We start from the raw sequence: 24,129 nt of genomic DNA, 5'->3' as shown, positions 1-24,129 counted from the left end.
TCGATCCCGGCCGTCGCGGCGCAGAACCGACAGCGACCCTTACGCGATCTTCACGCTTCGTATAGGATCCGCCCGTTGCGGGAATGGGGACTCATCGCCCGCAGCAAGGAAGATTTCTGGACACTTGAAGGAACAGGGGAAAACGATGAAGTACCTCGTTGCCGGTGCATGCATGTCACTGGCGCTTCTGCCTGGGTGCGCGACGGAGAACTACCGGAGCGTGACACCCCAGACCGTCGCCACCGCGAACATTCCCTACTCGGGAACGCGCGCACCCATCGCAGTAGGAAAGTTCGAAAACCGCTCGTCTTTCATGCGCGGACTGTTCTCCGACGGCGTCGACCGCCTCGGCAACCAGGCCAAGACCACGCTGGTCACGCACCTGCAGCAGACCAATCGCTTCCGCGTGCTCGACCGTGACAACATGGCCGAGATCCGCCAGGAGGCGGACATCAGGCAGGAGGCCCAGCGGCTGCAGGGCGCCGACTACGTGATCACCGGCGACGTCACCGAGTTCGGCCGAAAGGAAGTCGGCGACACGCAGCTGTTCGGGATCCTGGGACGCGGCAGGCAGCAGGTCGCCTATGCCAAGGTCAGCCTGAACATCGTGGACATCTCGACGTCCGAGGTCGTGCATTCGGTGCAGGGCGCAGGCGAGTACTCCCTGTCGAACCGGGAGATCGTGGGTTTCGGCGGCACCGCCAGCTACGACTCGACGCTCAATGGAAAGGTCCTGGACCTTGCCATCCGCGAAGCCGTCAACAACCTGACCTCCGCCATCGACTCCGGCACCTGGCAGCCGGTCAAGTAATCCCCGGGGAATCCATCATGAAGAACGACAACACCCGCGCCCGGCGCTGGCTGGTGGCGTGCGGCCTGGCGCTGCTCGCGACCGCCTGTGCTCACACGCCGCCGTCCCTCTATCACTGGGGGAGCTATCAGAGTCAGGTCTACGGCTACCTCAAGGGCGAAAGCCCCGAGAAGCAGATCCAGGAGCTGGAAAGGGACCTCCAGACGATGCTCGCCGCCGACCGTCCGGCGCCTCCGGGGCTGCACGCGCATCTGGGCATGCTGTACGCCGAGAGCGGCAACGACGCGAAGGCGCTGGAAAGCCTGCTGGCCGAAAAGGCGCAGTACCCGGAATCCGCGACCTACATCGACTTCCTCCTCAAGAAGTACCAGCAGTGAAGGACAGGGCCATGAAGAACATCCTCCGGATGGCCGCCATTGCGGGCATCTCCCTCCTGATGAGCGCGTGCGCGACCACCAAGCCCACTGCGTACGACTACACCGCGTACAAGGCCGCCAAGCCGCGTTCGATCCTCGTGCTGCCTCCCGTCAGCCGCGCGCCCGACGTCAACGCCAGCCCCAGCATGCTGTCGGTGGCCACGCTGCCGCTCGCGGAAGCCGGCTATTACGTGTTGCCGGTGGTGCCGGTCTACGAGACGTTCAAGCAGAACGGCATCACGATCGCCGACGAGGCGCACGAGGTCGGGCTCGAACGTTTGCACGAGATCTTCGGCGCGGACGCCGCGCTCTACATCACCATCGACAAGTACGGCTCGATCTATCAGGTCGTCAACAGCGTGGTCGTGGTGTCGGCCAGTGCCCGCCTGGTGGACCTGCGTACCGGCACCACGCTCTGGGAGGGCCGGGCAGAGGCATCGACCGCGGAGAACCAGAACAACAACAACCACGGACTGATCGGCATGCTGGTCGGCGCGGCCGTCAACCAGGTGCTGAACCAGGTCACCGACAAGAGCCACCAGGTCGCAGGCGTCACCAGCCAGCGCCTGCTCTCCGCAGGCCGCCCCGGCGGGCTGCTCTACGGCCCCTACAGCCCCAAGTTCGAGACGGACTGAGGACGACGGGGAGGGCTGTCTGCATCTGCGGCAGCCCTCTTCCATGGTCCGGCGGCAGCAGTACCCATCGCGCCCGCTCGGCAGCCGGAGCGCCCTCCTTTCTTCTTCACCGGCGCGCGCCTCGCACCTCAGACGAGGAAGAGCGTCGCCAGCCCGAGGAAGATGAAGAACCCGCCGCTGTCGGTCACGAAGGTGATCATCACGCTCGATCCGAGCGCGGGGTCGCGGCCGAGGCGGCGCATGGTGGTGGGGATGAGCACGCCCATCAGCGCGGCCAGCAGCAGGTTGAGGGTCATGGCCGCGGTCATCACCGCGCCCAGCGGCACGCTGGCGTAGATCGCGCCGGCGACCACACCGATCACCCCACCCCACAGCAGGCCGTTGATGACGGCGACCCCGAGCTCCTTGCGCAGCAGCCTGCGCGTGGCGCGCGCGCCCAGCCGGTCGAGCGCCATGGCGCGGACGATCATGGTGATGGTCTGGTTGCCCGCGTTGCCGCCGATGCCGGCGACGATCGGCATGAGGGTGGCGAGCGCGACCAGCCGCTCGATGGAGCCCTCGAACACGCCGATGACGCGGGAGGCGATGAAGGCGGTCACCAGGTTGATCGCCAGCCACGCCCAGCGGTTGCGCACCGAACGGGTGACCGGCGCGAAGATGTCCTCGGTCCCGGAAAGGCCGGCCCGCGACAGGCGCGCGGACTCGCTCTGCGCGCGGATCCGATCGACGATCTCGTCGACGGTCAGCCGGCCGACGAGACGGCCGGCGCCGTCCACCACGGGCGCCGAGACCAGGTCGTAGCGCTCGAAGGCCTGTGCGGCCTGGTCGGCGTCGTCCTCGGGCTGGAAGGTGTTGACGTCGGTCAGCATCACCTCGCGCACCGACGTCGCCGGCCCGTGCACCAGCAAGCGCCCGAGCGGCAGCACGCCGGTCAGCACGCCGTCGTCGTTGACCACGAACAGCTTGTCGGTCTGCGAGGGCAGTGCGTCGAAGCGGCGCAGGTAGCGCAGGACCACCGCGAGGCTGACGTCCTCGCGCAGCGTCACCATCTCGAAGTCCATGAGCGCGCCGACCTGGTCCTCGTCCCAGGCCAGGGCCGACTGCACGCGCACCCGCTGTTCCGGGGTCAGTCCCACCAGCAGGCGACGACCGCGCGCCGCGGGGAGTTCGCCGATCAGGTCGGCGACCTCGTCGGGATCCAGGCCGGCGGCCGCGGCGAGCAGCTCGACATCGTCCATGTCCGCGACCAGTCCGGCGCGGACCGCGTCGTCGACCTCCAGCAACACCTGGCCGTCGCGCTTGCCGGTGCTGGCGCGCCAGACGACCAGCCGGTCCTCGGACGGCAGCGTCTCCAGCAAGTCGGCGAAGTCGGCCGGATGCAGCGCGTCGACCAGCCCGCGCAGCGCCGCGTCCAGCTCCGGCGCCGCGATACCGGGCGTGCCGGCCTCGTGTACGGCCTGGGCCAGCGCGTCGGCATGCAGCAGCGCCTCGACCTGCGCGCGGACGCTGGCGAGGGAACGGCGACGACGGGTTTCTTCGGCGGTCATGGCGCACTCCTCCCCACCAGGAGGCGCGCCCGGAGGGATCAGCCGGTCAGGCCGGCGGGAACTTCAGGTAAGGGTCGACTGGAACTGTCCATGGACCGACGCAGTGGGGACATCCGCGAATGCGGGCGGTGGCTATCGTAGCGCGCGGCCGTGCAGTGCGGGTGGACTCCGCGCACCGGCACGCGCTCAGGCGCGGTGGTAGGGGTGGTTCGCGAGCAGGCTGGCCGCGCGGTAGAGCTGCTCGGCGAGGACCAGGCGCACCAGCATGTGCGGCAGGGTGAGCGGCCCCAGGGACCAGCGCTCGTCGGCGGCGGCCAGCACCTCCGGAGCGTGCCCCTCCGGGCCGCCGATCAGGAAGGCGAGGTCGCGCCCCTGCTGGCGCCAGTGCTCCAGCCGCCGTGCCAGCTCCTCGGAGGAGTAGGCGCGGCCGCGGCCGTCGAGCGCGACCACCAGGGCACCCTTGGGCAGGGCCGCGGCAACCCGCTGGCCCTCGTCGGCCATGGCGCGCGCAGCGTCGCGATTCTTGCCGCGCAGCCCGGGGGCGATCTCGACCAGCTCCAGGGGCAGCCAGTGCGAGAGCCGCTTGGCGTATTCCGCATAGCCGGTGGCGACCCACTCGGGCGCACGTTCGCCGACCGCGATCAGGCGTGCCTTCATGCGTTCCTGCCGCCGTCCGGAGCGTCGGTGCCGCGACGTCCGGGGATCAACGGAGGTCGCCGTCCTCGTCCGACGGAGCGGGACGGTCCTCGTCCAGGACGTCGCCGCGGGCGGCCGGAGCGTCGTCGCCGTCCTCGCCCGGCGGCTGGTCGCCGACCGTCCACAGGCGCTCGAGGGCATAGAACTCCCGCACGCGCGGCAGCATGACGTGGCAGATCACGTCGCCCAGGTCGACCAGCACCCACTCGGCCTCGCGCTCGCCCTCGACGCCCAGTGGCTGCACGCCCGCCTGCTTGGCGTGCTTGACCACTTCGTCGGCGATCGACTTGACGTGCCGGGTGGAGGTGCCGGAGGCGATGACCATGTAGTCGGTCACGCTGGTCTTGCCGGCGACGTCGATCTCCACGACGTCCTTGGCCTTGATCTCCTCGAGCGCGTTGCGGACGTGGGCGAGCAGGACGTCGGGCGACGGCGCCGGATCGGGAAGCTGGGGCTTGATGACGTGGGCTTGTGCGGTCAAACGGGGGTCCTCGGGAGGCCGGTGCGGCCTGCGGGGCGCGATTATAGGGCACCGCCGTCGGCGCCATCTGAAGGTTCTGCTGCGCTGCGGCAACCGGCAGCGCGGGACGGAAGGACCGGTGCGGCACACGGGTGCCGGATACGCCGCATTCCAGACCCGCGCCGCGCCCTCACTGCCCGTACAGCCTCTCCGCGCGGATCCGGGCCGCCACCGGGGCCGGGACCTGCGTCTCCCAGCCCGACGAGCCGGCGGCGATGGCGTCGCGGACCGCGGTCGCCGACTCGTCGCGCAAGGGCAGGTCGAGCATCCAGATGCGCCCGCCGGGCGCGGTGCGCAACGCCCCGGGCGCGTCGACGCGCCGGACCGCCAGCTCGCGCGCCAGAGCGGGATCGAGCGCGTCCAGGGCGTACCCGGGACGGCCGGCCGGCACCCAGTGCGCGAGGTCGAGGAGTGCGGGCCAGCGGTACCAGGCCGGCAGGCTGCGGAAGGCGTCGGCCCCGAGCAGCCAGACCAGGGGCGTCTCCGGTCCGGCCCGGCGACGCCAGGCGTCGAGGGTGTCGGCGGTATAGGAGCGCCCGCTGCGGTCGAGCTCGCAGGTATCGACCACCAGCCCCGGCTCCTCCGCCACGGCGTCCCGCAGCAGCGCGACCCGCACGGGCGCGGGCGCGCCCGGGGGCGGCCGGTGCGGCGGGTCGGCGGCGGGCAGCAGGCGCACCTCGGCCTCCAGCGCGTCGCGCGCCGCGCGCGCGACGGCGAGGTGGCCGTTGTGGACCGGATCGAAGGTACCGCCGTAGAGGACGATGGGCGCGCCGGCCACCGGCTGCGCCTAGGCGTTGGCCAGCAGGCGCCGGGCCTTCGGCTCGGCCGCCGCCGCCAGGACGCGCTCGAGCACAAGCCAGGCGTCGCCCTGCTCGCGGCCCTTGGCGATGCGGTCCACGCGGCCGCATTCGATGGCCAGGCGCTCCCACACGGCCACCGGATGCCGGGCGATGGCCCGCTTGTAGCTGGCCTGCCGCGACTCCCATACCCGTGCCGCCTTGAACTCGGCATTGAGGTTGCCGCCACGGTCGGCGACCCGGGCGAAGCCGGCGACGCGCTGCATCTCGCCGGCGATCCAGCCCATCAGCGCCGGGACGGCCTCGCCTTCGGCGCGCAGGCCGCGCAGCATCCGCAGCGCCTTGACGCCCTCCCCGGCCAGCGCGGCCTCGACGAGGCGGAACACGTCGTAGCGGGCCGAGTCGGCCACCAGGGATTCCATGGTCTCGACGTCGAGGCGACGCCCCTCGGCCAGCAGGGCGAGCTTGTCGACCTCCTGTGCGGCGGCGAGCAGGTTGCCCTCCACCCGCTCGACCAGGCGCGCGAGCGCCGCCGCGTCGGCCTGCACCCCGTTGGCGCGCAGGCGGCGCGCCAGCCAGTCGGGCAGCTCGTGCGGCTTGAGCGGCCACACCGGCACGTAGTGGCCGACCCGCGATACCGCCTCCGCCCACTTGCCCGCATGCGACTTGCTCCAGTCGCCGCAGGTGATGAGCAGGACGGTGTCCGGGGCGGGATCCGCGCAGTAGCGTGCGATGAGGTCGGCTCCGTCCTTGCCGGGGCGGCCGGTCGGCAGGCGCACGTCGAACAGGCGCCGCGAGGCGAACAGGCTCAGCGCCGAGAATCCGGCGTCGATCTGGTTCCAGTCGAAGCGCGCGTCCACGTCGAAGACCTCGCGCTCGGCATAGCCCTCGGCGCGCGCGCGCGCGCGCACCGCATCCGCCGCCTCGAGCACGCGCAGCGGCTCCGCGCCCGCGATCAGGTAGGCCGGGCGCAACGGCTCGCTGTCGAGCTGCTGCTGCAGGCGGTCGGCGCGCAGTTCCACCGTCGGCGGGGACTCAGCGCAGGGCCGCGTCGACGCGGCGCAGGATGGCGGCGACCATGTCGCGCCGGAGCTCTTCCTGGATCAGTTCCTGCTCCGCAGGGGTGCCGATGGGCGAGCGGGTGTCGTAGACGTACTCGCGTTCCAGCGTGACCGTCTGCAGGGGGATCACCTCGTTGCCGCGCGCGTCGCGCAGCTGCACGGTGGCGGTGTAGGTGGTCACGTACTCCTGGATGCTGCTGAAGTTCTCGGCCATCAGCGGCCCCTGCCGGAAGCTCTCGTTGCCCAGGGTGAGCACGGCGGTCCCCGCCCGGTCCCCGTCCGCGAGGGCCACGCCCTGCCGCTGCAGGGCGCGGGAGACGCCGGTGACCAACGGGCTGTAGGGATCGCTGCCGGTCACACGGACCGGACCGAGGCCATCGGGCATGACCAGGGCGCCGCGCGGCGCGAAGCCGCAGGAGGCCAGGAGGAGCGCGGACAGCAGGACGAGGAACGGTCGCATGGTGCGGGCATCTCTGGGCGGGCGCGCGGGGCGCGGTTCGGAGGGCAGCATGCCTCAGTTGGCGACGATGTTGACGATCTTGCCCGGCACCACGATCACCTTGCGCACCGTGAGGCCTTCCAGCGTGCGCACGATCGCCGGCTCGGCCAGCGCCTGGGCCTCCAGCGCCTCGCGGGCGGCGTCCGGCGCGACCTCCATGGTCGCGCGCAGCTTGCCGTTGACCTGGACGGCCAGGGTGACCGAGTCGCGCACCAGGGCGGCCTCGTCCACCTCGGGGAAGCCCACGTCCTCCACCAGGGTCTCCGCATGGCCGAGCACCTGCCACAGGGCGTGCGCGGCATGCGGGGTGACCGGGTTGAGCATCAGCACGACGGCCTCCCACGCCTCCTGGCGCAGCGCGCGGGCGTTGTCGCCCTGCTCGTCGAACTTCGCCAGGGCGTTGGTCAGCTCCATGATCGCGGCGATGGCCGTGTTGAAGGTCAGGCGCCGGCCGTAGTCGTCGCCGACCTTGCGGATGGTCTCGTGCAGCTGGCGGCGCAGGGCCTTCTGCGCAGGGCTGAGCGCCGAGAGGTCGAGCGCCGGTGCGGGACCGCCATCGGCGTGGCGCAGCACCTGGTTCCAGACCCGGCGCAGGAAGCGGCTCATGCCCTCGACGCCGGCCTCGTTCCATTCCAGCGACTGTTCCGGCGGCGCGGCGAACATGGAGAACAGGCGGACGGTGTCGGCGCCGTAGCGCGACACCATCGACTGCGGGTCGACGCCGTTGTTCTTGGACTTCGACATCTTCTCGGTGCCGCCGATGGTCACCGGCTGGCCGTCGGCCTTGAGGACGGCGCCGACCACGCGGCCGCGCTCGTCGCGGGTGACGTCGACGTCCGCGGGGTTGATCCAGTCCTTCGAGCCGTCGGCGTTCTCCCGGTAGAAGGTCTCGGCGACGACCATGCCCTGGCACAGCAGGTTGGTCGCCGGCTCGTCCGAGGCGACCAGGCCGGTGTCGCGCATCAGCTTGTGGAAGAAGCGGAAGTACAGCAGGTGCAGGATGGCGTGCTCGATGCCGCCGATGTACTGGTCGACCGGCAGCCAGTAGTCGGCCTTCGCCTTGTCGACCATGTCCGCGGCGCCGGGCGAGGTGTAGCGCGCGTAGTACCAGCTCGACTCCATGAAGGTGTCGAAGGTGTCGGTTTCCCGCTCGCCGGGACGGCCGTCGGGCAGCGTGACCCTGCGCCACTCCGGGTCGGCCTTGATCGGCGAGGTGACGCCGGAGAAGGCCACGTCCTCGGGCAGGACCACCGGCAGCATCTCGTCGGGCACCGGAATGGCAGCGCCCTCGGCGTCGTAGACGACCGGGATCGGGCAGCCCCAGTAGCGCTGGCGGCTGACGCCCCAGTCGCGCAGGCGGAAATTGACGCGCCGGCGGCCCGTGCCCTCGGCCTCGAAGCGCTCGGCGAGGGCATCGAAGGCCTCGGCATAGGTCTTGCCGTCGAGCTCGCCGGAATGGACCAGGCGCATGTCGGATCGGGTCTTGTCCGAATACCACTCCTGCCAGCGTGCCGGGTCGTAGGTCTCGCCCTCGACGGCCACCACCTGCCGGATCGGCAGGCCGTACTTGTGCGCGAACTCGAAGTCGCGGGCGTCGTGGCCGGGCACCGCCATCACCGCGCCGGTGCCGTAGCCCATCAGCACGAAGTTGGCGATCCACACCGGGATCTCCTCGCCGGACAGCGGGTGCAGCGCGCGCAGGCCGGTGTCGATGCCCTTCTTCTCCTGGGTCTCGATGTCGGCCTCGGCGGTGCCGCCGCGGCGGCACTCCTCGATGAAGGCGCGCACCTCGGGCCTGCCGCTCGCGGCCCACAGGGCCAGCGGATGCTCGGCGGCGACCGCCAGGTAGGTGACGCCCATCAGGGTGTCGGGCCGCGTGGTGAACACCGTGACCGACTCCGCCAGCGGCTCGACCCTGAAGTCGATCTCCAGGCCCTCGGAGCGCCCGATCCAGTTGCGCTGCATGGTCTTGACCGCGTCCGGCCAGCCCGGAAGCGTGTCGAGCCCGTCCAGCAGTTCCTGCGCGTAGTCGGTGATGCGCAGGAACCACTGCGGGATCTCGCGCTTCTCCACCAGTGCGCCGGAGCGCCAGCCGCGGCCGTCGATGACCTGCTCGTTGGCGAGCACGGTCTGGTCGACCGGATCCCAGTTCACCACCGAGTTCCTGCGGTAGATCAGGCCCTTCTCGAACAGGCGCGTGAACATGCGCTGCTCATGCCGGTAGTAGTCGGGGGAGCAGGTCGCGAACTCGCGGGACCAGTCGATGGCGTAGCCGAGCGACTTGAGCTGGCCGCGCATGTGCTCGATGTTGGCGTAGGTCCACTTCGCCGGCGCCGTCCTGTTCTTGATCGCGGCGTTCTCGGCGGGCAGGCCGAAGGCGTCCCAGCCCATCGGCTGCAGCACGTTCTTGCCCAGCATGCGCTGGTAGCGGCTGATCACGTCCCCAATGGTGTAGTTGCGCACGTGCCCCATGTGCAGGGCCCCCGACGGGTACGGCAGCATCGAAAGGCAGAAGAACTTCTCCTTCGACGGGTCCTCGGTGACCTCGAAGGCGCGCGTGCGCGACCAGAAGTCCTGCGCGGCGGCCTCGGCGGCGCGTGGGTCGTAGGCGGTGGACTCGGTGGTGCTGGCGTCGTCTTGGGCGTGCATGGCGGATGGTTCGGGGAAGGTACTGGCCCGCGCAGGGCAGCAGCGAAGAATAGCAGTCCCGCCCCCGCGGCCGGGCCCGCCGCGCGGCTCCCGGCGCCTCTGGACGCACCGCCCGCGCCCGTGCCAGAAAGAACGCCCGCCACCCGGAAGCTCCCCATGCCGAACCGCCCGTCCGCACTCGTCCTCGCCGTCGCCTCCGCGCTCGCCGCGCCCGCGGCCGTCGCGACCGACCAGGTCCTGCACTGCGGCAGGCTGTTCGATAGCCGCGACGCGCGCCTGCTCGACGCCCGCAGCGTGCTGGTCGCCGACGGGCGCATCGAGGCGGTCCGCGAAGGGCACGTCGAGGTGCCGGGGGCGGACACCATCGACCTGCGCGGACACACCTGCATGCCGGGCTGGATCGACCTGCACGTCCACCTGGCGAGCGAATCGAGCCCGCAGAGCTACTCGGAGGGCTTCCGGCTCGACCCCGAGGACTACGCCTTCCGGTCCGTGGGCTACGCCGAGAGGACGCTGCTGGCCGGCTTCACCAGCGTGCGCGACCTCGGCGGCGAGGTCGTGCTGTCGCTGCGCGACGCGGTGAACCAGGGCCTGGTGCGCGGCCCGCGCATCTGGGCGGCGGGCAAGTCCATCGCCACCACCGGCGGCCACGCCGACCCGACCAACGGCATCAACGCGCGGCTGGCGCATCTCCAGGGCCCGCCGGGCCCCACCGAGGGCGTCGTCAACAGCGTGGACGACGCGCGCCAGGCGGTGCGCCAGCGCTACAAGGACGGTTCCGACGTCATCAAGATCACCGCGACCGGCGGCGTGCTGAGCTACGCGCGCTCGGGCGACGCGCCGCAGTTCACGGTCGAGGAGGTGCGCTCGGTGGTGGACACCGCGCGCGACTACGGCTATCGCGTCGCCGCCCACGCCCACGGCAAGGAGGGCATGCGCCGCGCCATCGAGGGCGGGGTCGCCACCATCGAGCACGGCACCTACATGGACGAGGAGATCTTCCGGCTCATGAAGCGGCACGGCACCTGGTACGTGCCGACCATCTACGCGGGCCGCTTCGTCGCGGAGAAGGCGCAGGTCGAGGGCTACTTCCCGCCGCTGGTCCGGCCCAAGGCCGCCGCCATCGGCGCGCTGATCCAGGACACCTTCGGCCGGGCCTACGCCGCCGGGGTGCCGATCGCCTTCGGCACCGACATGGGCGTGGGCCCGCACGGCGACAACGCGCGCGAGTTCCTCTACATGGTCGAGGCAGGAATGCCGGCCGCCGCGGCGTTGCAGGCGGCGACCTTCAACGCGGCCGAGGTGCTCGGGAGCGACGAGGTGGGCATCCTCGAGACGGGGCGGCACGCGGACGTGGTCGCCGTGCCCGGCGACCCGGTGGCCGACATCGGCGCGGTGATGCAGGTGGACTTCGTGATGAAGGGCGGCGTGGTGCATCGCGCCCCTGGCGAGCGCCCGCGTCCGTGAGGCGGCTCGCCGGGCTGCTGGCGCTCGCCCTGCTGGCGGGCTGCGCGACCACCGGGACGAACGGGACGACCCGGCCCGGGCTCGCCGCGGTCGAGGTGGACGGCGACACCCTGGTCTATCGCGGCCCCATCGAGGCGTGGGGCTTCGAGCAGGCGCACGCCCTCCTGGAGATGGACGTCGGGATCCGCCGGCTGGCCATCGCCTCGGGCGGCGGCAGCATCGAGATCGGCATGCTGCTGGGCGCCCTGGTCCGCGACCACGGCCTGGACGTGCGCATCCTGGCCCCGGGCTGCTACTCCTCCTGCGCGAACTACGTCTTCCCCGCCGGCCGTCGCAAGACGATCGACCCGGGCGCCGTGGTCGCCTGGCACGGCTCGGCGATCCAGGAACGCTGGGACGTGCCGGACGAGCACGAGGAGGCGCTCGAGCTCTATCTCGCCGAGGCGCGTGCGCGCCAGGCGGCGTTCTTCCGCTCCATCGGCGTGGACGAGCAGGTCACCGTCATCGGCCAGCAGCTCGGCTGCGCCTGCACCTGGTTCCTGACGGCCGAGGACATGGCGCGCTTCGGCATCCGCGACGTGGAGGTGCCGCCCGGCTACGCCGCCACGCAGGTCGCGGTCGACGACCAGGCCAATGTCCGCCTGCTGGAACTGCCCGCCACCCTGCCCCCGCCGCCGGCGTTCTGATCCGGGCGTGCTACCGCAGCACTCGCCGCGCGCTCGGGAAGGCGCGTTCCAGCGTCTGCACGCTGCCGCAGAGACTGGCGTCGTAGCCCGGCAGGTCGTTCACCTCGCGACGGAAGCGCTCGCTGCGCAGGGTCGCCACCACCGCCCGCAGGTGCGGCCGTTCCAGCGCGTCCACGTCGCACAGGAAGAAGTAGTGCTCCGACAGCACCGGCACGAAGCCCAGACCGTAGCGCCGCGCGGGCGTCTCCAGCCCGAAGCCGACGTCGGCCATGCCGCTGGCGACGTAGGCGGCGACCGCCGCGTGGGTCATCTCCTGCGTATCGCAGGCGTTGAGCCGGCCGACGTCCATGCCCTGCCGCGCCAGCAGGCGCTCGAACAGCAGACGGGTGCCCGAGCCGGGCTGGCGCAGCACCACGCGCAGATCCGGACGCAGGAGATCGGCGAGCGCACGCACGCCGCGGGGGTTGCCGGGCGCCAGGATCAGCCCCTGCCGCCGCGAGGCCAGGTGCACCACGCGGTCGCGCGTGCGGTCCAGGCGGGCGGCGTAGTGCTCCAGGATCTCCCGCTCCAGCTCGCCCACCGGCAGGTGCATGCCGGCGATGTCGCAGCCGTCGGCGCGGCGCGCCGCCAGCACCTCGTCGCTGCCGCGGTACTTGAGGTCCACCGGCATCTCGGCGCGGTCGAGGAAGCGACGCAGGGTCTCCACCGCGAAGCCGTGGGTGGCGTGGATGCGCAGGGGCGCCTGCGGCGCGTGCAGCACGCGCTCCAGCTCGACCTCGATCTCCGAGGCCAGGCTGTCGAAGGTCGGCGACAGCCGCGCTGCGATGCGGCGGTCGGCCCAGACCAGGCGCTCGCCCAGCGCGGTCAGCCGGGCGCCGCGCCCGCGCGTGCTGCTCAGCAGCGGCGCGCCCAGCAGCGCCTCGGCCTGCTGGACCACGCCCCAGGCGTAGCGGTAGGACAGGCCGCACTCCACGCAGGCGGCGGCCAGCGTGCCCGTCTCGCGGATGCCGTGCAGCAACTGCATCAGCTTGGGCGGCAGGCTGGTGCCGTCCGGCGCCTGGAGGGTCCACTCGGGCTGAAGGCGGACGCGATAGCGATACATGCGGTCGGAGCCCCGTTTCCATATGTCCATAGAAGCCGAATGAGGCACCGCCCGCGCTGGTTGATGCGGTGCGACAGCGCCTAACCTTGCGACGACGCGGCCGCCGCATCGGCGCACAAGAACATAAAGAAGAGCAGGGCGAAAGACCCGCGCGCGACGGACGCGCCGGGACCGGCATCGGCACGACGACGAGGTTCACGGGATGGGCAAGCGCTCCAGGCAGATCGAAGCGGTCACCGAGGTGGTGCCGGCGCTGGACCCCACCACCCGGGCGGCGGTCGAGGAGGCGATCGCGCTGCACGCGCGGCGGCCGGGCCCGCTCCTGCCCATCCTGCACGAGGTGCAGGACGCCCTCGGCTACGTGCCGGAGGGCGCGGTCGCGCCGATCGCCGCCGCGCTCAACGTGTCGCGCGCCGACGTGCACGGCGTGGTCAGCTTCTACCACCACTTCCGCAAGCGCCCGCCCGGCCGGCACGTGCTGCAGGTCTGCGCGGCGGAGGCCTGCCAGGCCATGGGCGCCCGTGCGCTGCAGGCGCATGCCGAGCGCGTGCTAGGCATGCGCCACGGCACCACCGCCGATGGCGCGATCACGCTGGAACCGGTCTACTGCCTGGGCAACTGCGCGCTGTCGCCGGCGGTCATGCTCGACGGCGCGCTGCACGGGCGGGTCGATCCCGAGCGCCTGGACCGGCTGATCGACGCCTGCCGAGGGGATGCGGAGGCCACGGCATGAACGCCCCGACCGTCCTCTACGTCCCGCGCGACGCCGCGGCGCTCTCGGTCGGTGCCGAGGCCGTCGCCGGCGCGCTTGCCGGCGAGGCCGCGCGCCGCGGGATCCCGGTGCGCATCGTCCGCACCGGCTCACGCGGCGCGCTGTGGCTGGAGCCCATGATCGAGGTCGCGACGCCGGGCGGACGCATCGCCTATGGCCCGGTCGCGCCCGCAGACGTTCCCGGGCTGTTCGACGCGGGACTGCTGCAGGGCGGTCCCCACGCCCTGCGCCTGGGGCGCGCGGAGGACATCCCCTACCTGCGCGACCAGGAAAGGCTGACCTTCGCGCGCGTCGGCACGATCGACCCGCTCGATCCGGCGGACTACGCCGCCCATGGCGGTCTTGCCGGCCTGCGCCGCGCGCTCGACATGGCGCCGGCCGAGATCGTGGAGGCCATCGTCGCCTCCGGCCTGCGCGGCCGCGGCGGCGCGGCCTTTCCCGCCGGCATCAAGTGGAAGACCGTGCTGGATGCGCCGGGCACGCAGAAGTACGTCGTGTGCAACGCGGACGAAGGCGACTCCGGCACTTTCTCCGACCGCATGCTGGTCGAGGGCGATCCCTTCTGCCTGATCGAGGGCATGGCCATCGCGGGGCTCGCGGTCGGCGCGACGCAGGGCTACGTCTACCTGCGCAGCGAGTACCCGCACGCCTGGCGGACGCTGAACGCGGCGGTCGCGCGGGCCTACGCCGAGGGCATCCTCGGCGCCGACGTGCTCGGCAGCGGCCGCCGTTTCGAGCTGGAGGTGCGACGCGGCGCCGGCGCCTACATCTGCGGCGAGGAGACCGCACTGCTCGAGAGCCTGGAGGGCAGGCGCGGCCAGGTCCGCGCCAAGCCGCCGCTGCCGGCGCTGTCGGGGCTGTTCGGGCGGCCGACGGTGGTCAACAACCTCATCACCCTGGCGACGGTGCCCTTCATCCTCGCCGAGGGTCCGCAGGCCTACGCCGACTTCGGCATGGGCCGCTCGCGCGGCACCCTGCCCCTGCAGCTGGCCGGCAACATCCGGCGGGGCGGCCTGGTCGAGAAGGCCTTCGGCATCACCCTGCGCGAGCTGCTCTACGACATCGGCGGCGGCTCCGCCTCCGGGCGCCCGATCCGCGCGGTGCAGGTCGGCGGGCCGCTCGGCGCCTACCTGCCCGAATCGAAGTTCGACCTGCCGCTGGACTACGAGGCCTTCGCCGCCGGCGGGGGCATGCTCGGCCACGGCGGCATCGTGGTGTTCGACGACACCGTCGACATGGCCGAGCAGGCGCGCTACGCCATGGAATTCTGCGCGGTCGAATCCTGCGGGAAGTGCACGCCCTGCCGCATCGGCTCGACCCGCGGCGTCGAGGTCATCGACCGCCTCGTGGCCGGCGAAGCGCCCGAGCGGCAGGAGGAACTGCTGCGCGACCTCTGCGACACCATGCTGCACGGTTCGCTGTGCGCGCTCGGCGGCATGACGCCCTTCCCGGTGCTGAGCGCGCTGGACTTCTTCCCCGAGGATTTCGCCCGCCACGCGCCGCGCACCGTCGCGGCCTGAGCCAGCGAGGAACGACCATGCTCTCCATCGTCGAACAGGACCTGGGCACGCCCGAACCGCGCAGCGCGCGCCCGGGAGCCGCCGCCACCGTCGCGCTCGAGATCGACGGCCGGCGCATCGAGGTGCCCGAGGGCACGTCGATCATGCGCGCAGCGGCCATCGCCGGCACCAAGATCCCCAGGCTGTGCGCCACCGAGATGCTCGACGCCTTCGGCTCCTGCCGCCTGTGCCTGGTGGAGATCGAGGGCCGGCGCGGCTATCCCGCCTCGTGCACCACGCCGGTGGCCGAAGGCATGGTGGTGCGCACCCAGAGCCCGAAGCTCGCCCGGCTGCGCCGCGGGGTGATGGAGCTCTACATCTCCGACCATCCCCTGGACTGCCTCACCTGCCCCGCCAACGGCCACTGCGAACTGCAGGACATGGCCGGCGCGGTGGGTCTGCGCGAGGTCCGCTACGACGCCGGCGACGACCACGTCCATGCGCGCAGGGCCGACGGCAGCCCGAACCCGCGCTTCCACGAAAAGGACGCCTCCAACCCCTATTTCACCTTCGATCCGTCCAAGTGCATCGTCTGCTCGCGCTGCGTGCGCGCCTGCGCCGAGGTGCAGGGCACCTTCGCGCTCACCATCGCCGACCGCGGCTTCGCCTCCAGGGTCTCGGCCAGCCAGGAACAGCCCTTCCTCGAGTCCGAATGCGTGAGCTGCGGCGCCTGCGTGCAGGCCTGCCCCACCGCGACGCTCACGGAGAAGTCGCTGATCGAGAAGGGCCAGCCCGCGCACAGCGTCGTCACCACCTGCGCCTACTGCGGCGTGGGATGCTCGTTCCGCGCCGAGATGAAGGGCGAGGAGCTGGTGCGCATGGTCCCCAACCTCGACGGGCACGCGAACCACGGGCACTCCTGCGTCAAGGGCCGCTTCGCCCTGGGCTACGCCACCCACCGCGACCGCATCACCACCCCGATGATCCGCAGGTCCATCCACGACCCGTGGCAGGCGGTGAGCTGGGAGGAGGCCATCGCATACACCGCGAGCGAGTTCAGGCGCATCCAGGCGAAGTACGGCCGCTTCGCCATCGGCGGCATCACCTCCTCGCGCTGCACCAACGAGGAGACCTACCTGGTGCAGAAACTGGTCCGCGCGGCCTTCGGCAACAACAACGTCGACACCTGCGCGCGCGTCTGCCACTCGCCCACCGGCTACGGCCTCAAGCAGACGCTGGGCGAGTCGGCCGGCACCCAGGACTTCGACTCGATCCGCGAGGCCGACGTCATCGTCGTCATCGGCGCCAACCCGACCGACGGACACCCGGTGTTCGGCTCCGCGATGAAGCGCCGCCTGCGCGAGGGCGCGCGGCTGATCGTGATCGACCCGCGCCGCATCGACCTGGTGCGCACGCCGCACGTCGCAGCCGACTACCACCTGAAGCTGCGGCCGGGCACGAACGTGGCCGTGCTGACCGCGCTGGCCCACGTCATCGCCACCGAGAACCTGATCGACAGCGACTTCGTGGCCCGGCGCTGCGAGACCGAGGCCTTCGAGAAGTGGCGCGCCTTCGTCTCGCGGGAGGAACACTCCCCGGAAGCCACCGAGGCCGTCACCGGCGTGCCCGCGGACCAGGTGCGGGGCGCCGCCCGCCTGTACGCGACCGGCGGCAACGGGGCGATCTACTACGGCCTGGGCGTCACCGAGCACTCGCAGGGTTCGACCGCGGTCATGGGCATCGCCAACCTCGCCATGGCCACCGGCAACATCGGCCGCCGCGGCGTGGGCGTGAATCCCCTGCGCGGGCAGAACAACGTGCAGGGTTCCTGCGACATGGGCTCCTTCCCGCACGAGCTGCCGGGCTACCGGCACGTGTCCGACGCCACCGTGCGCGCGCTGTTCGAGCGCGAGTGGGGCGTGCCCCTGCACGACGAGCCCGGGCTGCGCATCCCCAACATGTTCGAGGCCGCGCTCGACGGCGAGTTCAAGGGCCTCTACATCGAGGGCGAGGACATCGGCCAGTCCGACCCCAACACCCAGCACGTCACCGCCGCGCTCTCGGCGATGGAGTGCGTGGTGGTGCAGGACCTCTTCCTCAACGAGACCGCCAAGTTCGCCCACGTGTTCCTGCCGGGCAGCTCCTTCCTCGAGAAGGACGGCACCTTCACCAATGCCGAGCGCCGCATCTCGCGCGTCCGCAGGGTGATGCGGCCCCGGGCCGGCTACGCCGACTGGGAGATCACCCAGCTCATCGCCAACGCCATGGGCTATCCGATGCGCTACGCGCATCCGGAGGAGATCATGGCCGAGATCGCGCGGCTCACGCCGACCTTCGCCGGGGTCAGCTACGCCAGGCTCGAGCGCGAGGGCAGCCTGCAGTGGCCCTGCAACGCCGAGGCGCCGCAGGGGACGCCGACCATGCACGTCGACGCCTTCGTGCGCGGCAAGGGCAAATTCATGCTGACCCGCTACGTGCCCACGCGCGAGAAGGTCACGCCGAAATACCCGCTGCTGCTCACCACCGGCCGCATCCTCAGCCAGTACAACGTCGGCGCCCAGACCCGGCGCACCGAGAACGTGGTCTGGCACGCCGAGGACCGCATCGAGCTGCACCCGCAGGATGCGGAGGACCGCGGCATCCGCGACGGCGACTGGGTGGGCGTCGAGAGCCGCGCGGGCGACACCGTGCTGCGCGCCAGGGTCACCGACCGCGTGCAGCCGGGCGTGGTCTACACCACCTTCCACTTCCCCGAGTCCGGCGCCAACGTCATCACCACGGAGAACTCCGACTGGGCGACCAACTGCCCCGAGTACAAGGTGACCGCCGTGCAGTGCACACGGGTGAGCCAGCCCTCCGAGTGGCAGCGGCGCTTCCGCGACTTCACCGAGCGCCAGCTCGGCCTGCTGCCGGAGGCCGGGACACCGGCGACGGCGCCGCGCTGACGGACGGAACGCGGATGCCACCACGCGGCCCGCCGCCACGCCGGCGCCACCGCGGATGGCGCAGACTCGGCCGCGTCCCCAGGTGCCCATGCCATGAGCAGCGAAGCCCGCGACCTCGACCTCTCCATGCCGCCCGGCAGCGCGCGGCGCACGGTGCAGCGCTGGCGCGGCGGGCGCCGCAGCGTCGTGGACGACGCCGTGGCCGAGGAAGTGCCGGTCGCCCTCGTGTTCAACGGGGCGCCCTTCGCCGTAATGATGGCCACTCCCGCGGACCTGCCCGACTTCGTGCGCGGCTTCGCACTGTCGGAGGGCATCGTCCGCTCCGTCGCCGAGGTCGAGGTGGAAGCCGTGCGGACGCTGATGGAAGGCATCGAGGTGCGCGCGCGCATTCCGGACGCCGCCGCCGAGGCGCTCGCCCTGCGCCGGCGCAATCTCAGCGGACGCAGCGGCTGCGGGGTCTGCGGCACCGAGATGCTCGAGGCCGCCCTGCGCCATCCGGCCCCGGTCGCCGACGGGCCCCGCGTCCGTCCCGCCGCGCTGCGCCGCGCGCTGGCCGCGCTGCGCGCCGGCCAGTCGCTCGCGGCCGCGACCGGTGCCACGCATGCCGCGGCCTGGGCCGCGCACGACGGCGCCCTGCACCTGCTCCGCGAGGACGTCGGCCGCCACAACGCCCTCGACAAGCTCGTCGGCGCCATGGCCGGGGCGGGGAGCGATCCGCGCGCCGGCTTCTGCGTGGTCACCAGCCGCGCCAGCTACGAGATGGCGATGAAGGCCGCGAGCGCCGGCATCGGCCTGCTCGCGGCGATCTCCGCGCCGACCGCGCTCGCCATCGCTCTGGCGGACCGCTGCAACCTCACCCTGGTCGGCTTCGCGCGCGAGGACGGCCACGCGATCTACACCCACCCCGGCCGCCTGGCGCCGGACGCAGAGGAGGATCCCCGGGCATGAACCCGACGCGCCTGGCCGAGATGGCCAACGACATCGGCCGCTACTTCGACGCCGACCCCGACGAGGAGGCCGCGATCGAAGGCATGGTCCTGCACCTGCAGCGCTTCTGGGAGCCGCGCATGCGCGCGCAGATCGTCGCCTACCTCGGGGCCGGTGGCGACGCCCTCGACCCGTTTCCCCGTCGCGCCATCGCCCGCCTCGCCCCCCGCAGGGACGACGCCCCGCCACCGCCCTTCCCGGAAGGCGGCGGCGACGCCGGCTAGACCGACGAACCACGGTGCAGATGCCGTCCTCTCTCTCAGCGAGCAAGCGCCTCCGCTCCGCCGCGTCCCCGCTGCGTGCCGGCATCGCGGCTGAAGCCGCTCCCACCGCATCAAGGCGTGCGCCGCCCGACTGATTCCCCTCCCCGCTCCCTGTTCCCAAGCCCCAGGTCCGCTTCCCGATTCCCGCTTCCCGATTCCCGATTCCCGATTCCCGATTCCCGACGCCCTATCCCCGCTTCATCACGACCGCCACCACCGCCGCCAGCGCCACCCACCCGAAGTACAGCGCCAGCGTCAGCCGCTGCGCATGACCGGGCCGGTCGAGGAACAGGCCGAGCAGTTCCGCCGGCGCCCACGCGATGCTGACGAGGAACAGCGCCACCAGGGCCGGCCCCACCACCGCGAGCGGCCGCCAATGCGGGCGCCGGCGCAGGCTGGCGGAGACGAACAGCGCGCCAGGCGCGAAGGCGATCATCGCGAGGGTGTAGGCCAGCACGTGCAGGCGCGCGCCGTCGCCCTCGGCATCGTCCAGCGGATACGGAAGCAGGCCGCAGGCGGCGAAGGCCACGCCGGAGATCGCGAGCATCCACAGCCCGATGCGACCGAGGGAGCCACCGCCGTCGCGGCCGAGCCGGCATCCCAGGCCCCAGGCGAACACGGCGATGCCCAGGCCCGGGAGGACGAAGCCGCCGAGGTTCCAGAGCAGCGGCAGGCCGCCGACCTCCGACCCCAGCAACGCCACCGGATGCAGCGCGTGCTCGTAGCCGGGGCTCGCCGCGCCGGCCGCGACCAGCGCGACGACGAAGAGGAGCGGCGCGAGGAGGCCGCAGCGGAGCGCCGCGCGCTCGAGGGACGTGGACCGGGACATCCGCAGAGCCTACGGCGCGCGGCGGTTGATTTCGACCCGCGCTGGCACAATCTCGCCACGCGAACCCGAACCAGGCAGACCCGATGATCGACGCCAGCACGCCCCACGTCTTCGACGCCACGATGGCCCGCTTCCAGGCCGACGTCCTGCAGAAGTCGCTGGAGGTCCCCGTGCTTGTGGACTTCTGGGCCACCTGGTGCGGCCCCTGCAAGACCCTGGGCCCGCTGCTCGAGAAGCTCGCCGCCGAGTACAACGGCGCCTTCCTGCTGGCCAAGGTGGACGTCGAGGCCGAGCAGGAGCTCGCCGCGGCCTTCCAGATCCGCTCGGTCCCGACGGTCATGCTGGTCAAGGGCGGGCAGCTGGTCGACGGCTTCCCCGGCGCCCTGCCCGAGGGACAGTTGCGCGAGTTCCTGACCCACCACGGCATCCATCCCGCAGCGGCCTCCGAGCCGGCCGAGCCCGCCGCCCTCGATCCGGAGGCCGAGGTGGCACGCCTGCGCGAGGCCGTCGCCGCCGAGCCCGGCAAGGACGAGCTCAAGCTCGACCTCGCCCAGGCCCTGCTGCGCGTGGGCGGCAGCGACGAGGCCTCCGCCCTGCTCGATGCCCTGCCCGCCAACCTCGCCACCGACGACCGCGCGGTCAAGGCGTGGGCACGCCTCGGCTTCTCCGCCCTGCTGAAGGACGCACCGCCGCTGGCCGAGGTCGAGGCGCGGCTGGCCGCCGACCCGCAGGACATGCACGCGCGCCACCTGCGCGGCGCCTACCGCCTGGTGGCGGGCGAGGACGAAGCCGCGCTCGAGGATTTCCTGGCGATGCTGCGCCAGGACCGCGACTTCGCCGAGGGCCTCCCCCGCAAGGCGCTGATCGACGCCTTCCGCGTGATCGAGGACGCGGCACTCGTGGGCAGCTACCGGCGGAAGATGTCGTCGCTGCTGTTCTGAGGGTGGGGCTTGGGGCGCTGGGCGCTGGGCGCTGGGCACGGGGCACGGGGCACGGGGCACAGGGCACAGGGCCATGACACCGTGTCGCGCCACCCCAAGCCCTACGCTCCACGCCCTACGCTCCACGCCCTACGCCCTACGCCCTACGCCCTACGCCCTACGCCCTGAGCCCTGAGCCCTGAGCCCCAGGCCCCAGGCCCCAGGCCCCAAGCCCCAGGCCCCAAGCCCCAAGTCCACGCCCCACGCCCCACGCCCCACGCCCTGAGCCCTGAGCCCTGAGCCCTGAGCCCTGAGCCCACAAGCCGAGCCCCCCGCCCCAAGGCCCCGCGCCCCGCTCCATGAAATCCACCACCTTCCGCCGCCTCCTCAATCTCTGGCCGCCGTTCCTGTTCACCGGGATCCGCGTGCGGGAGATCGCGCCGGACTACGGCTTCGCGCGGGTCGAGCTGCGCCAGCACTGGTACAACCGCAACTACGTCGGCACGCACTTCGGCGGCAGCCTGTTCGCCATGACCGACCCGTTCTGGATGCTGCTCATCCTGCGCCGGCTCGGCGGCGACTACCTGGTCTGGGACCAGGCCGGCACGATCGACTTCGTGAAGCCGGGGCGTGGCACCGTCGTCGCCGAGTTCCGGCTCGACGACGCCACCGTCGAGAGCCTGCGCGCGGAAGCGGCGGGCGGCGCCAAGGTCCTGCGCTGGTTCGACACCGACGTGGTCGATGCCCAGGGCGACGTGGTGGCGCGGGTGCGCAAGCAGGTCTACGTGCGCATGAAGCGCGACCGCCGCCCTGCCCCCGAGGCGGACGCCGCCTGAACGCAGCGGCCTCCCGGCCGCCCGGACCCTCCCGTATGCTTGCGCCCCCTCGACCGACCGGCCGCCCTCTCCCGCATGGATGACGCTTCCCCTGCATCGGCGCGCCCGGAACCGACCGAGCCGCCGCGGATCGACGGCTACCGCGTGATCCGCCTGGTGGGCGAAGGCGGCATGGCGCGCGTCTGGCTCGCCGAGCAGGTCTCTCTCGGGCGCGAGGTCGCGATCAAGGTCATCGCGCCCGAGGCCCTGGCCGACGAAAGCGCGCGCGAGCGCTTCGAGCAGGAGGCCCGCACCATCGCGCGGCTCGCGCACCCGTCGATCGTCGCCATCCACGAAGTAGGCCGCACCGCCGACGGGCTCATCTACTACGTCATGCCCTACCTGGGGCACGGCGACCTCTCGCAGCGCGACCTCGGCGGCGATCCCGCCCGCATCCTGGCCGTGCTGCGCCCGCTGCTGCAGGCGCTCGGCTACGCCCACGCCCAGGGCGTCGTGCACCGCGACGTCAAGGCCGAGAACGTGCTGTTCGACGGTGCCGACCGCCCGCTGCTGGCGGACTTCGGCATCGCCCTGGCGCGCCGCGACCTCTCCCGCATCAGCCAGGCGGGACGCATCACCTCGGCCGGGCTGCTGGTCGGCAGCGGCGCGGCGATGGCGCCGGAACAGGCGCGCGGGGACGCCGTGGACGGTCGCGCCGACCTCTACAGCGTCGGCGTGATGCTCTACGAACTGCTGACGGGGCATCCGCCGTACCGGGGCGACGACCCGCTCGCCCTCGCGCTCAAGCACGCGCAGGCGCCGATCCCGCGCCTGCCGCCGGAACACCGCGCCTGGCAGCCGATCATCGACCGCGCCCTCGCCAAGGCGCCGGAGTCGCGCTTCCCGACCGCCGCCGCCATGCTCGCGGAGATCGAGTACGTCGCCGACACCGGCAACACGCGCCAGGGTCAGCAGCGCCGCGTGCGCCGCCGGCTGATGCTCGGCGCCCTCGCCGGGGTGCTGGTGCTCCTGGTGGCGCTCCGGGTCCTGCTCTGGCCCTCGACCGAGGCGGCGGCCGACACGGCGCCGGGCGCGGAGGCGCCGCGCGACGAAGGCCCCCCAGCCGAGACCGCGGACATGCGCCTGCTCGCGTTCGAGGAGCAGCTCGCCCGCGACCGCCTGACTCGCCAGCCGGGGGACAACGCCGCCGAGACGCTCTACGCCGCGTGGCAGCTCGCGCCCGAGGATCCGCGCATCCCCGACGCGCTGAACCGCCTGCTCGACCGCCTGGGCGTGCACGTACGGCAGCAGGTCGCACGGGGCGCGGACGAGGACGTGCGCGCCGCGTTCGGTCGTGCGCGCACGCTGGCGGTGGGCACGGGCAACGGCACCAGCGAGCACTGGCGCCGGTTCAAGCTGGTCGTCGTCGACGCGCTGGAAGCCCGCATCGGCACCGCCGCCGACCGCTACGACCGTCGTGGCGCCGAAGCCGGCATCGCCCTGCTGCGCGAACTCGATCTCGCCACGCCCGAAAGCCAGGACGTGATCGACCGCGCCGCCGCCCTGCCGACGCCGGGCGCCGCGCTGCAGGACCCGGGCGGCCCGCCGCTGGTGTTCGTGCTGCCCGGGGCGGCGCCCGTGGCCGTCGCGCGCAGCGAGGTCGCCCGCAGCGACTACGCGCGCTTTGCCGAGGCCACCGGACGCACGCCGGCGAACTGCCCCGGCCGGGGGCCGCTGCGGGTGTTCGACCGCCGCAGCTGGGTCCGGCCCGGTTTCGAGCAGGGCGCGGGGCATCCCGTGGTCTGCGTGAGCTGGCACGACGCCAACGCCTATGCACGCTGGCTCAGCGAACGCACCGGCCAGCGCTACCGCCTGCCGACCCTCGCCGAATGGCGGCAGCTCGCGCGGCTGGCACGCGCCCCCGCGGCCGCCGCCAACGGCACCCGTCCGGCAGGCGGCGCCAGCCGCGACGCGCTCGGCCTGCTCGACCTGGGCGGCAACGTCGCGGAGTGGCTGGCCGACGGCAGCGGCAACGGCCGTCTCACCGGTGGGCGCTCCTGGCGCGACCCGGCCTCCGTCCCCCTGGACTGGACCGGCCCCCAGGACCCGGAACGCGGCTTCGACGACGTCGGCTTCCGCCTGGTCCGCGAACTCGGCCCCGCGGACCTGGAGCGCTTCGAGCGTTGAGGTGGAATTGGGGCTTGGGGCTTGGG

22 protein-coding genes are annotated in these 24,129 nt (G+C 72.4%); 13 read left to right on the top strand and 9 right to left on the bottom strand.

Translation table 11 applies throughout. The features are described 5' to 3' along the window. Positions 1-145 precede the first annotated feature (145 nt). The 3 genes from ACFO3Q_RS08485 to ACFO3Q_RS08475 are packed head-to-tail and all read left to right on the top strand — an operon-like array spanning position 146 to position 1,862. A complete protein-coding gene (locus tag ACFO3Q_RS08485; RefSeq protein ID WP_377004227.1) occupies positions 146-811 on the top strand; it encodes a CsgG/HfaB family protein in 666 nt (221 codons plus the stop codon). A 17-nt stretch (positions 812-828) separates the two neighbouring features. Then, complete coding sequence (locus tag ACFO3Q_RS08480; RefSeq protein ID WP_377004226.1) at positions 829-1,188, top strand: DUF4810 domain-containing protein; 360 nt, start codon at positions 829-831, stop codon at positions 1,186-1,188. An 11-nt stretch (positions 1,189-1,199) separates the two neighbouring features. After that, positions 1,200-1,862 carry a DUF799 domain-containing protein gene (locus ACFO3Q_RS08475; RefSeq protein ID WP_377004224.1) on the top strand — a complete coding sequence of 221 codons (663 nt, stop codon included), beginning with the start codon at positions 1,200-1,202 and terminating at the stop codon, positions 1,860-1,862. A gap of 128 nt (positions 1,863-1,990) precedes the next feature. Here ACFO3Q_RS08475 and mgtE read toward each other — a convergent pair whose 3' ends face one another. From mgtE to leuS, 7 genes are all read right to left on the bottom strand, one after another. Further along, on the bottom strand, positions 1,991-3,409 hold the full coding sequence (gene mgtE / locus ACFO3Q_RS08470; RefSeq protein ID WP_377004223.1) for a magnesium transporter: 1,419 nt from the start codon (positions 3,407-3,409) through the stop codon (positions 1,991-1,993). Between the two features lie 186 nt (positions 3,410-3,595). After that, positions 3,596-4,066, bottom strand: a complete 471-nt coding sequence (rlmH, locus tag ACFO3Q_RS08465; protein ID WP_377004222.1) for a 23S rRNA (pseudouridine(1915)-N(3))-methyltransferase RlmH — start codon at positions 4,064-4,066, stop codon at positions 3,596-3,598. A gap of 46 nt (positions 4,067-4,112) precedes the next feature. Further along, the gene (gene rsfS, locus ACFO3Q_RS08460; RefSeq protein ID WP_377004221.1) at positions 4,113-4,586 is read right to left on the bottom strand and encodes a ribosome silencing factor; all 474 of its coding nucleotides are present in this window, start codon (positions 4,584-4,586) and stop codon (positions 4,113-4,115) included. A 169-nt stretch (positions 4,587-4,755) separates the two neighbouring features. Then, on the bottom strand, positions 4,756-5,403 hold the full coding sequence (nadD, locus tag ACFO3Q_RS08455) for a nicotinate-nucleotide adenylyltransferase (protein WP_377004220.1): 648 nt from the start codon (positions 5,401-5,403) through the stop codon (positions 4,756-4,758). Between the two features lie 9 nt (positions 5,404-5,412). Next, complete coding sequence (holA, locus tag ACFO3Q_RS08450; protein ID WP_377004219.1) at positions 5,413-6,444, bottom strand: DNA polymerase III subunit delta; 1,032 nt, start codon at positions 6,442-6,444, stop codon at positions 5,413-5,415. Positions 6,445-6,457: 13 nt separating this feature from the next. Next, complete coding sequence (locus tag ACFO3Q_RS08445) at positions 6,458-6,943, bottom strand: LPS-assembly lipoprotein LptE (protein ID WP_377004218.1); 486 nt, start codon at positions 6,941-6,943, stop codon at positions 6,458-6,460. 54 nt (positions 6,944-6,997) lie between these two features. Then, positions 6,998-9,631, bottom strand: a complete 2,634-nt coding sequence (gene leuS / locus ACFO3Q_RS08440) for a leucine--tRNA ligase (RefSeq protein ID WP_377004217.1) — start codon at positions 9,629-9,631, stop codon at positions 6,998-7,000. A 156-nt stretch (positions 9,632-9,787) separates the two neighbouring features. Here leuS and ACFO3Q_RS08435 point away from each other — a divergent pair, with 156 nt between their 5' ends. Together ACFO3Q_RS08435 and ACFO3Q_RS08430 are read left to right on the top strand one after the other, a co-directional pair. Continuing rightward, positions 9,788-11,098: a metal-dependent hydrolase family protein gene (locus tag ACFO3Q_RS08435; RefSeq protein WP_377004216.1), complete on the top strand. Its 1,311-nt coding sequence runs from the start codon at positions 9,788-9,790 to the stop codon at positions 11,096-11,098. Next, entirely contained in the window at positions 11,095-11,784 is a 690-nt protein-coding gene (locus ACFO3Q_RS08430) for a hypothetical protein (protein WP_377004215.1), read from the top strand. The genes ACFO3Q_RS08435 and ACFO3Q_RS08430 overlap by 4 nt, the downstream gene beginning before the upstream one ends. A gap of 10 nt (positions 11,785-11,794) precedes the next feature. Here the strand turns inward: ACFO3Q_RS08430 and ACFO3Q_RS08425 are convergent, their stop codons facing one another. Beyond that, entirely contained in the window at positions 11,795-12,886 is a 1,092-nt protein-coding gene (locus tag ACFO3Q_RS08425; RefSeq protein WP_377004214.1) for a substrate-binding domain-containing protein, read from the bottom strand. 202 nt (positions 12,887-13,088) lie between these two features. On the opposite strand from ACFO3Q_RS08425, the gene ACFO3Q_RS08420 reads away from it, so the two are divergent. From ACFO3Q_RS08420 to ACFO3Q_RS08400, 5 genes are all read left to right on the top strand, one after another. After that, complete coding sequence (locus ACFO3Q_RS08420; RefSeq protein WP_377004213.1) at positions 13,089-13,619, top strand: formate dehydrogenase subunit gamma; 531 nt, start codon at positions 13,089-13,091, stop codon at positions 13,617-13,619. Beyond that, on the top strand, positions 13,616-15,178 hold the full coding sequence (locus ACFO3Q_RS08415) for a formate dehydrogenase beta subunit (RefSeq protein ID WP_377004212.1): 1,563 nt from the start codon (positions 13,616-13,618) through the stop codon (positions 15,176-15,178). The genes ACFO3Q_RS08420 and ACFO3Q_RS08415 overlap by 4 nt, the downstream gene beginning before the upstream one ends. A gap of 17 nt (positions 15,179-15,195) precedes the next feature. Next, positions 15,196-18,102, top strand: coding sequence for a formate dehydrogenase subunit alpha (fdhF, locus tag ACFO3Q_RS08410; protein ID WP_377004210.1), 2,907 nt, complete (start codon positions 15,196-15,198; stop codon positions 18,100-18,102). 93 nt (positions 18,103-18,195) lie between these two features. Beyond that, the gene (gene fdhD, locus ACFO3Q_RS08405; protein ID WP_377004209.1) at positions 18,196-19,050 is read left to right on the top strand and encodes a formate dehydrogenase accessory sulfurtransferase FdhD; all 855 of its coding nucleotides are present in this window, start codon (positions 18,196-18,198) and stop codon (positions 19,048-19,050) included. Next, positions 19,047-19,313 carry a formate dehydrogenase subunit delta gene (locus ACFO3Q_RS08400; RefSeq protein ID WP_377004208.1) on the top strand — a complete coding sequence of 89 codons (267 nt, stop codon included), beginning with the start codon at positions 19,047-19,049 and terminating at the stop codon, positions 19,311-19,313. Before fdhD ends, ACFO3Q_RS08400 begins: the two co-directional genes overlap by 4 nt. A 226-nt stretch (positions 19,314-19,539) precedes the next feature. On the opposite strand, the gene ACFO3Q_RS08395 is transcribed toward ACFO3Q_RS08400, so the two are convergent. Then, entirely contained in the window at positions 19,540-20,181 is a 642-nt protein-coding gene (locus ACFO3Q_RS08395; protein ID WP_377004207.1) for a DUF998 domain-containing protein, read from the bottom strand. Positions 20,182-20,264: 83 nt separating this feature from the next. Here ACFO3Q_RS08395 and trxA point away from each other — a divergent pair, with 83 nt between their 5' ends. The 3 genes from trxA (at position 20,265) to ACFO3Q_RS08380 (ending at position 24,103) form a co-directional block, all read left to right on the top strand. Then, a complete protein-coding gene (gene trxA / locus ACFO3Q_RS08390; RefSeq protein ID WP_377004206.1) occupies positions 20,265-21,122 on the top strand; it encodes a thioredoxin in 858 nt (285 codons plus the stop codon). A gap of 338 nt (positions 21,123-21,460) precedes the next feature. Continuing rightward, the gene (locus tag ACFO3Q_RS08385) at positions 21,461-21,937 is read left to right on the top strand and encodes a DUF4442 domain-containing protein (protein WP_377004205.1); all 477 of its coding nucleotides are present in this window, start codon (positions 21,461-21,463) and stop codon (positions 21,935-21,937) included. 75 nt (positions 21,938-22,012) lie between these two features. Next, a complete protein-coding gene (locus ACFO3Q_RS08380) occupies positions 22,013-24,103 on the top strand; it encodes a bifunctional serine/threonine-protein kinase/formylglycine-generating enzyme family protein (protein ID WP_377004204.1) in 2,091 nt (696 codons plus the stop codon). Positions 24,104-24,129: the final 26 nt, after the last annotated feature.

The organism is Coralloluteibacterium thermophilum, assembly GCF_042654365.1.
Lineage (GTDB): Bacteria > Pseudomonadota > Gammaproteobacteria > Xanthomonadales > Xanthomonadaceae > Coralloluteibacterium > Coralloluteibacterium thermophilum.
The sequence above is the reverse complement of the archived record's forward strand: the minus strand, read 5'-3'. Positions and strand labels throughout refer to the sequence as shown.

Excerpts from the sequence above, each read along its gene's own strand:
- ACFO3Q_RS08485 (WP_377004227.1), top strand. The coding sequence starts at position 146 with ATGAAGTACCTCGTTGCCGGTGCATGCATGTCACTGGCGCTTCTGCCT.
- ACFO3Q_RS08480 (WP_377004226.1), top strand. The coding sequence starts at position 829 with ATGAAGAACGACAACACCCGCGCCCGGCGCTGGCTGGTGGCGTGCGGC.
- ACFO3Q_RS08475 (WP_377004224.1), top strand. The coding sequence starts at position 1,200 with ATGAAGAACATCCTCCGGATGGCCGCCATTGCGGGCATCTCCCTCCTG.
- mgtE (WP_377004223.1), bottom strand. The coding sequence starts at position 3,409 with ATGACCGCCGAAGAAACCCGTCGTCGCCGTTCCCTCGCCAGCGTCCGC.
- rlmH (WP_377004222.1), bottom strand. The coding sequence starts at position 4,066 with ATGAAGGCACGCCTGATCGCGGTCGGCGAACGTGCGCCCGAGTGGGTC.
- ACFO3Q_RS08445 (WP_377004218.1), bottom strand. The coding sequence starts at position 6,943 with ATGCGACCGTTCCTCGTCCTGCTGTCCGCGCTCCTCCTGGCCTCCTGC.
- leuS (WP_377004217.1), bottom strand. The coding sequence starts at position 9,631 with ATGCACGCCCAAGACGACGCCAGCACCACCGAGTCCACCGCCTACGAC.
- ACFO3Q_RS08435 (WP_377004216.1), top strand. The coding sequence starts at position 9,788 with ATGCCGAACCGCCCGTCCGCACTCGTCCTCGCCGTCGCCTCCGCGCTC.
- ACFO3Q_RS08425 (WP_377004214.1), bottom strand. The coding sequence starts at position 12,886 with ATGTATCGCTATCGCGTCCGCCTTCAGCCCGAGTGGACCCTCCAGGCG.
- ACFO3Q_RS08420 (WP_377004213.1), top strand. The coding sequence starts at position 13,089 with ATGGGCAAGCGCTCCAGGCAGATCGAAGCGGTCACCGAGGTGGTGCCG.
- ACFO3Q_RS08415 (WP_377004212.1), top strand. The coding sequence starts at position 13,616 with ATGAACGCCCCGACCGTCCTCTACGTCCCGCGCGACGCCGCGGCGCTC.
- fdhF (WP_377004210.1), top strand. The coding sequence starts at position 15,196 with ATGCTCTCCATCGTCGAACAGGACCTGGGCACGCCCGAACCGCGCAGC.
- fdhD (WP_377004209.1), top strand. The coding sequence starts at position 18,196 with ATGAGCAGCGAAGCCCGCGACCTCGACCTCTCCATGCCGCCCGGCAGC.
- ACFO3Q_RS08400 (WP_377004208.1), top strand. The coding sequence starts at position 19,047 with ATGAACCCGACGCGCCTGGCCGAGATGGCCAACGACATCGGCCGCTAC.
- ACFO3Q_RS08395 (WP_377004207.1), bottom strand. The coding sequence starts at position 20,181 with ATGTCCCGGTCCACGTCCCTCGAGCGCGCGGCGCTCCGCTGCGGCCTC.
- trxA (WP_377004206.1), top strand. The coding sequence starts at position 20,265 with ATGATCGACGCCAGCACGCCCCACGTCTTCGACGCCACGATGGCCCGC.
- ACFO3Q_RS08385 (WP_377004205.1), top strand. The coding sequence starts at position 21,461 with ATGAAATCCACCACCTTCCGCCGCCTCCTCAATCTCTGGCCGCCGTTC.
- ACFO3Q_RS08380 (WP_377004204.1), top strand. The coding sequence starts at position 22,013 with ATGGATGACGCTTCCCCTGCATCGGCGCGCCCGGAACCGACCGAGCCG.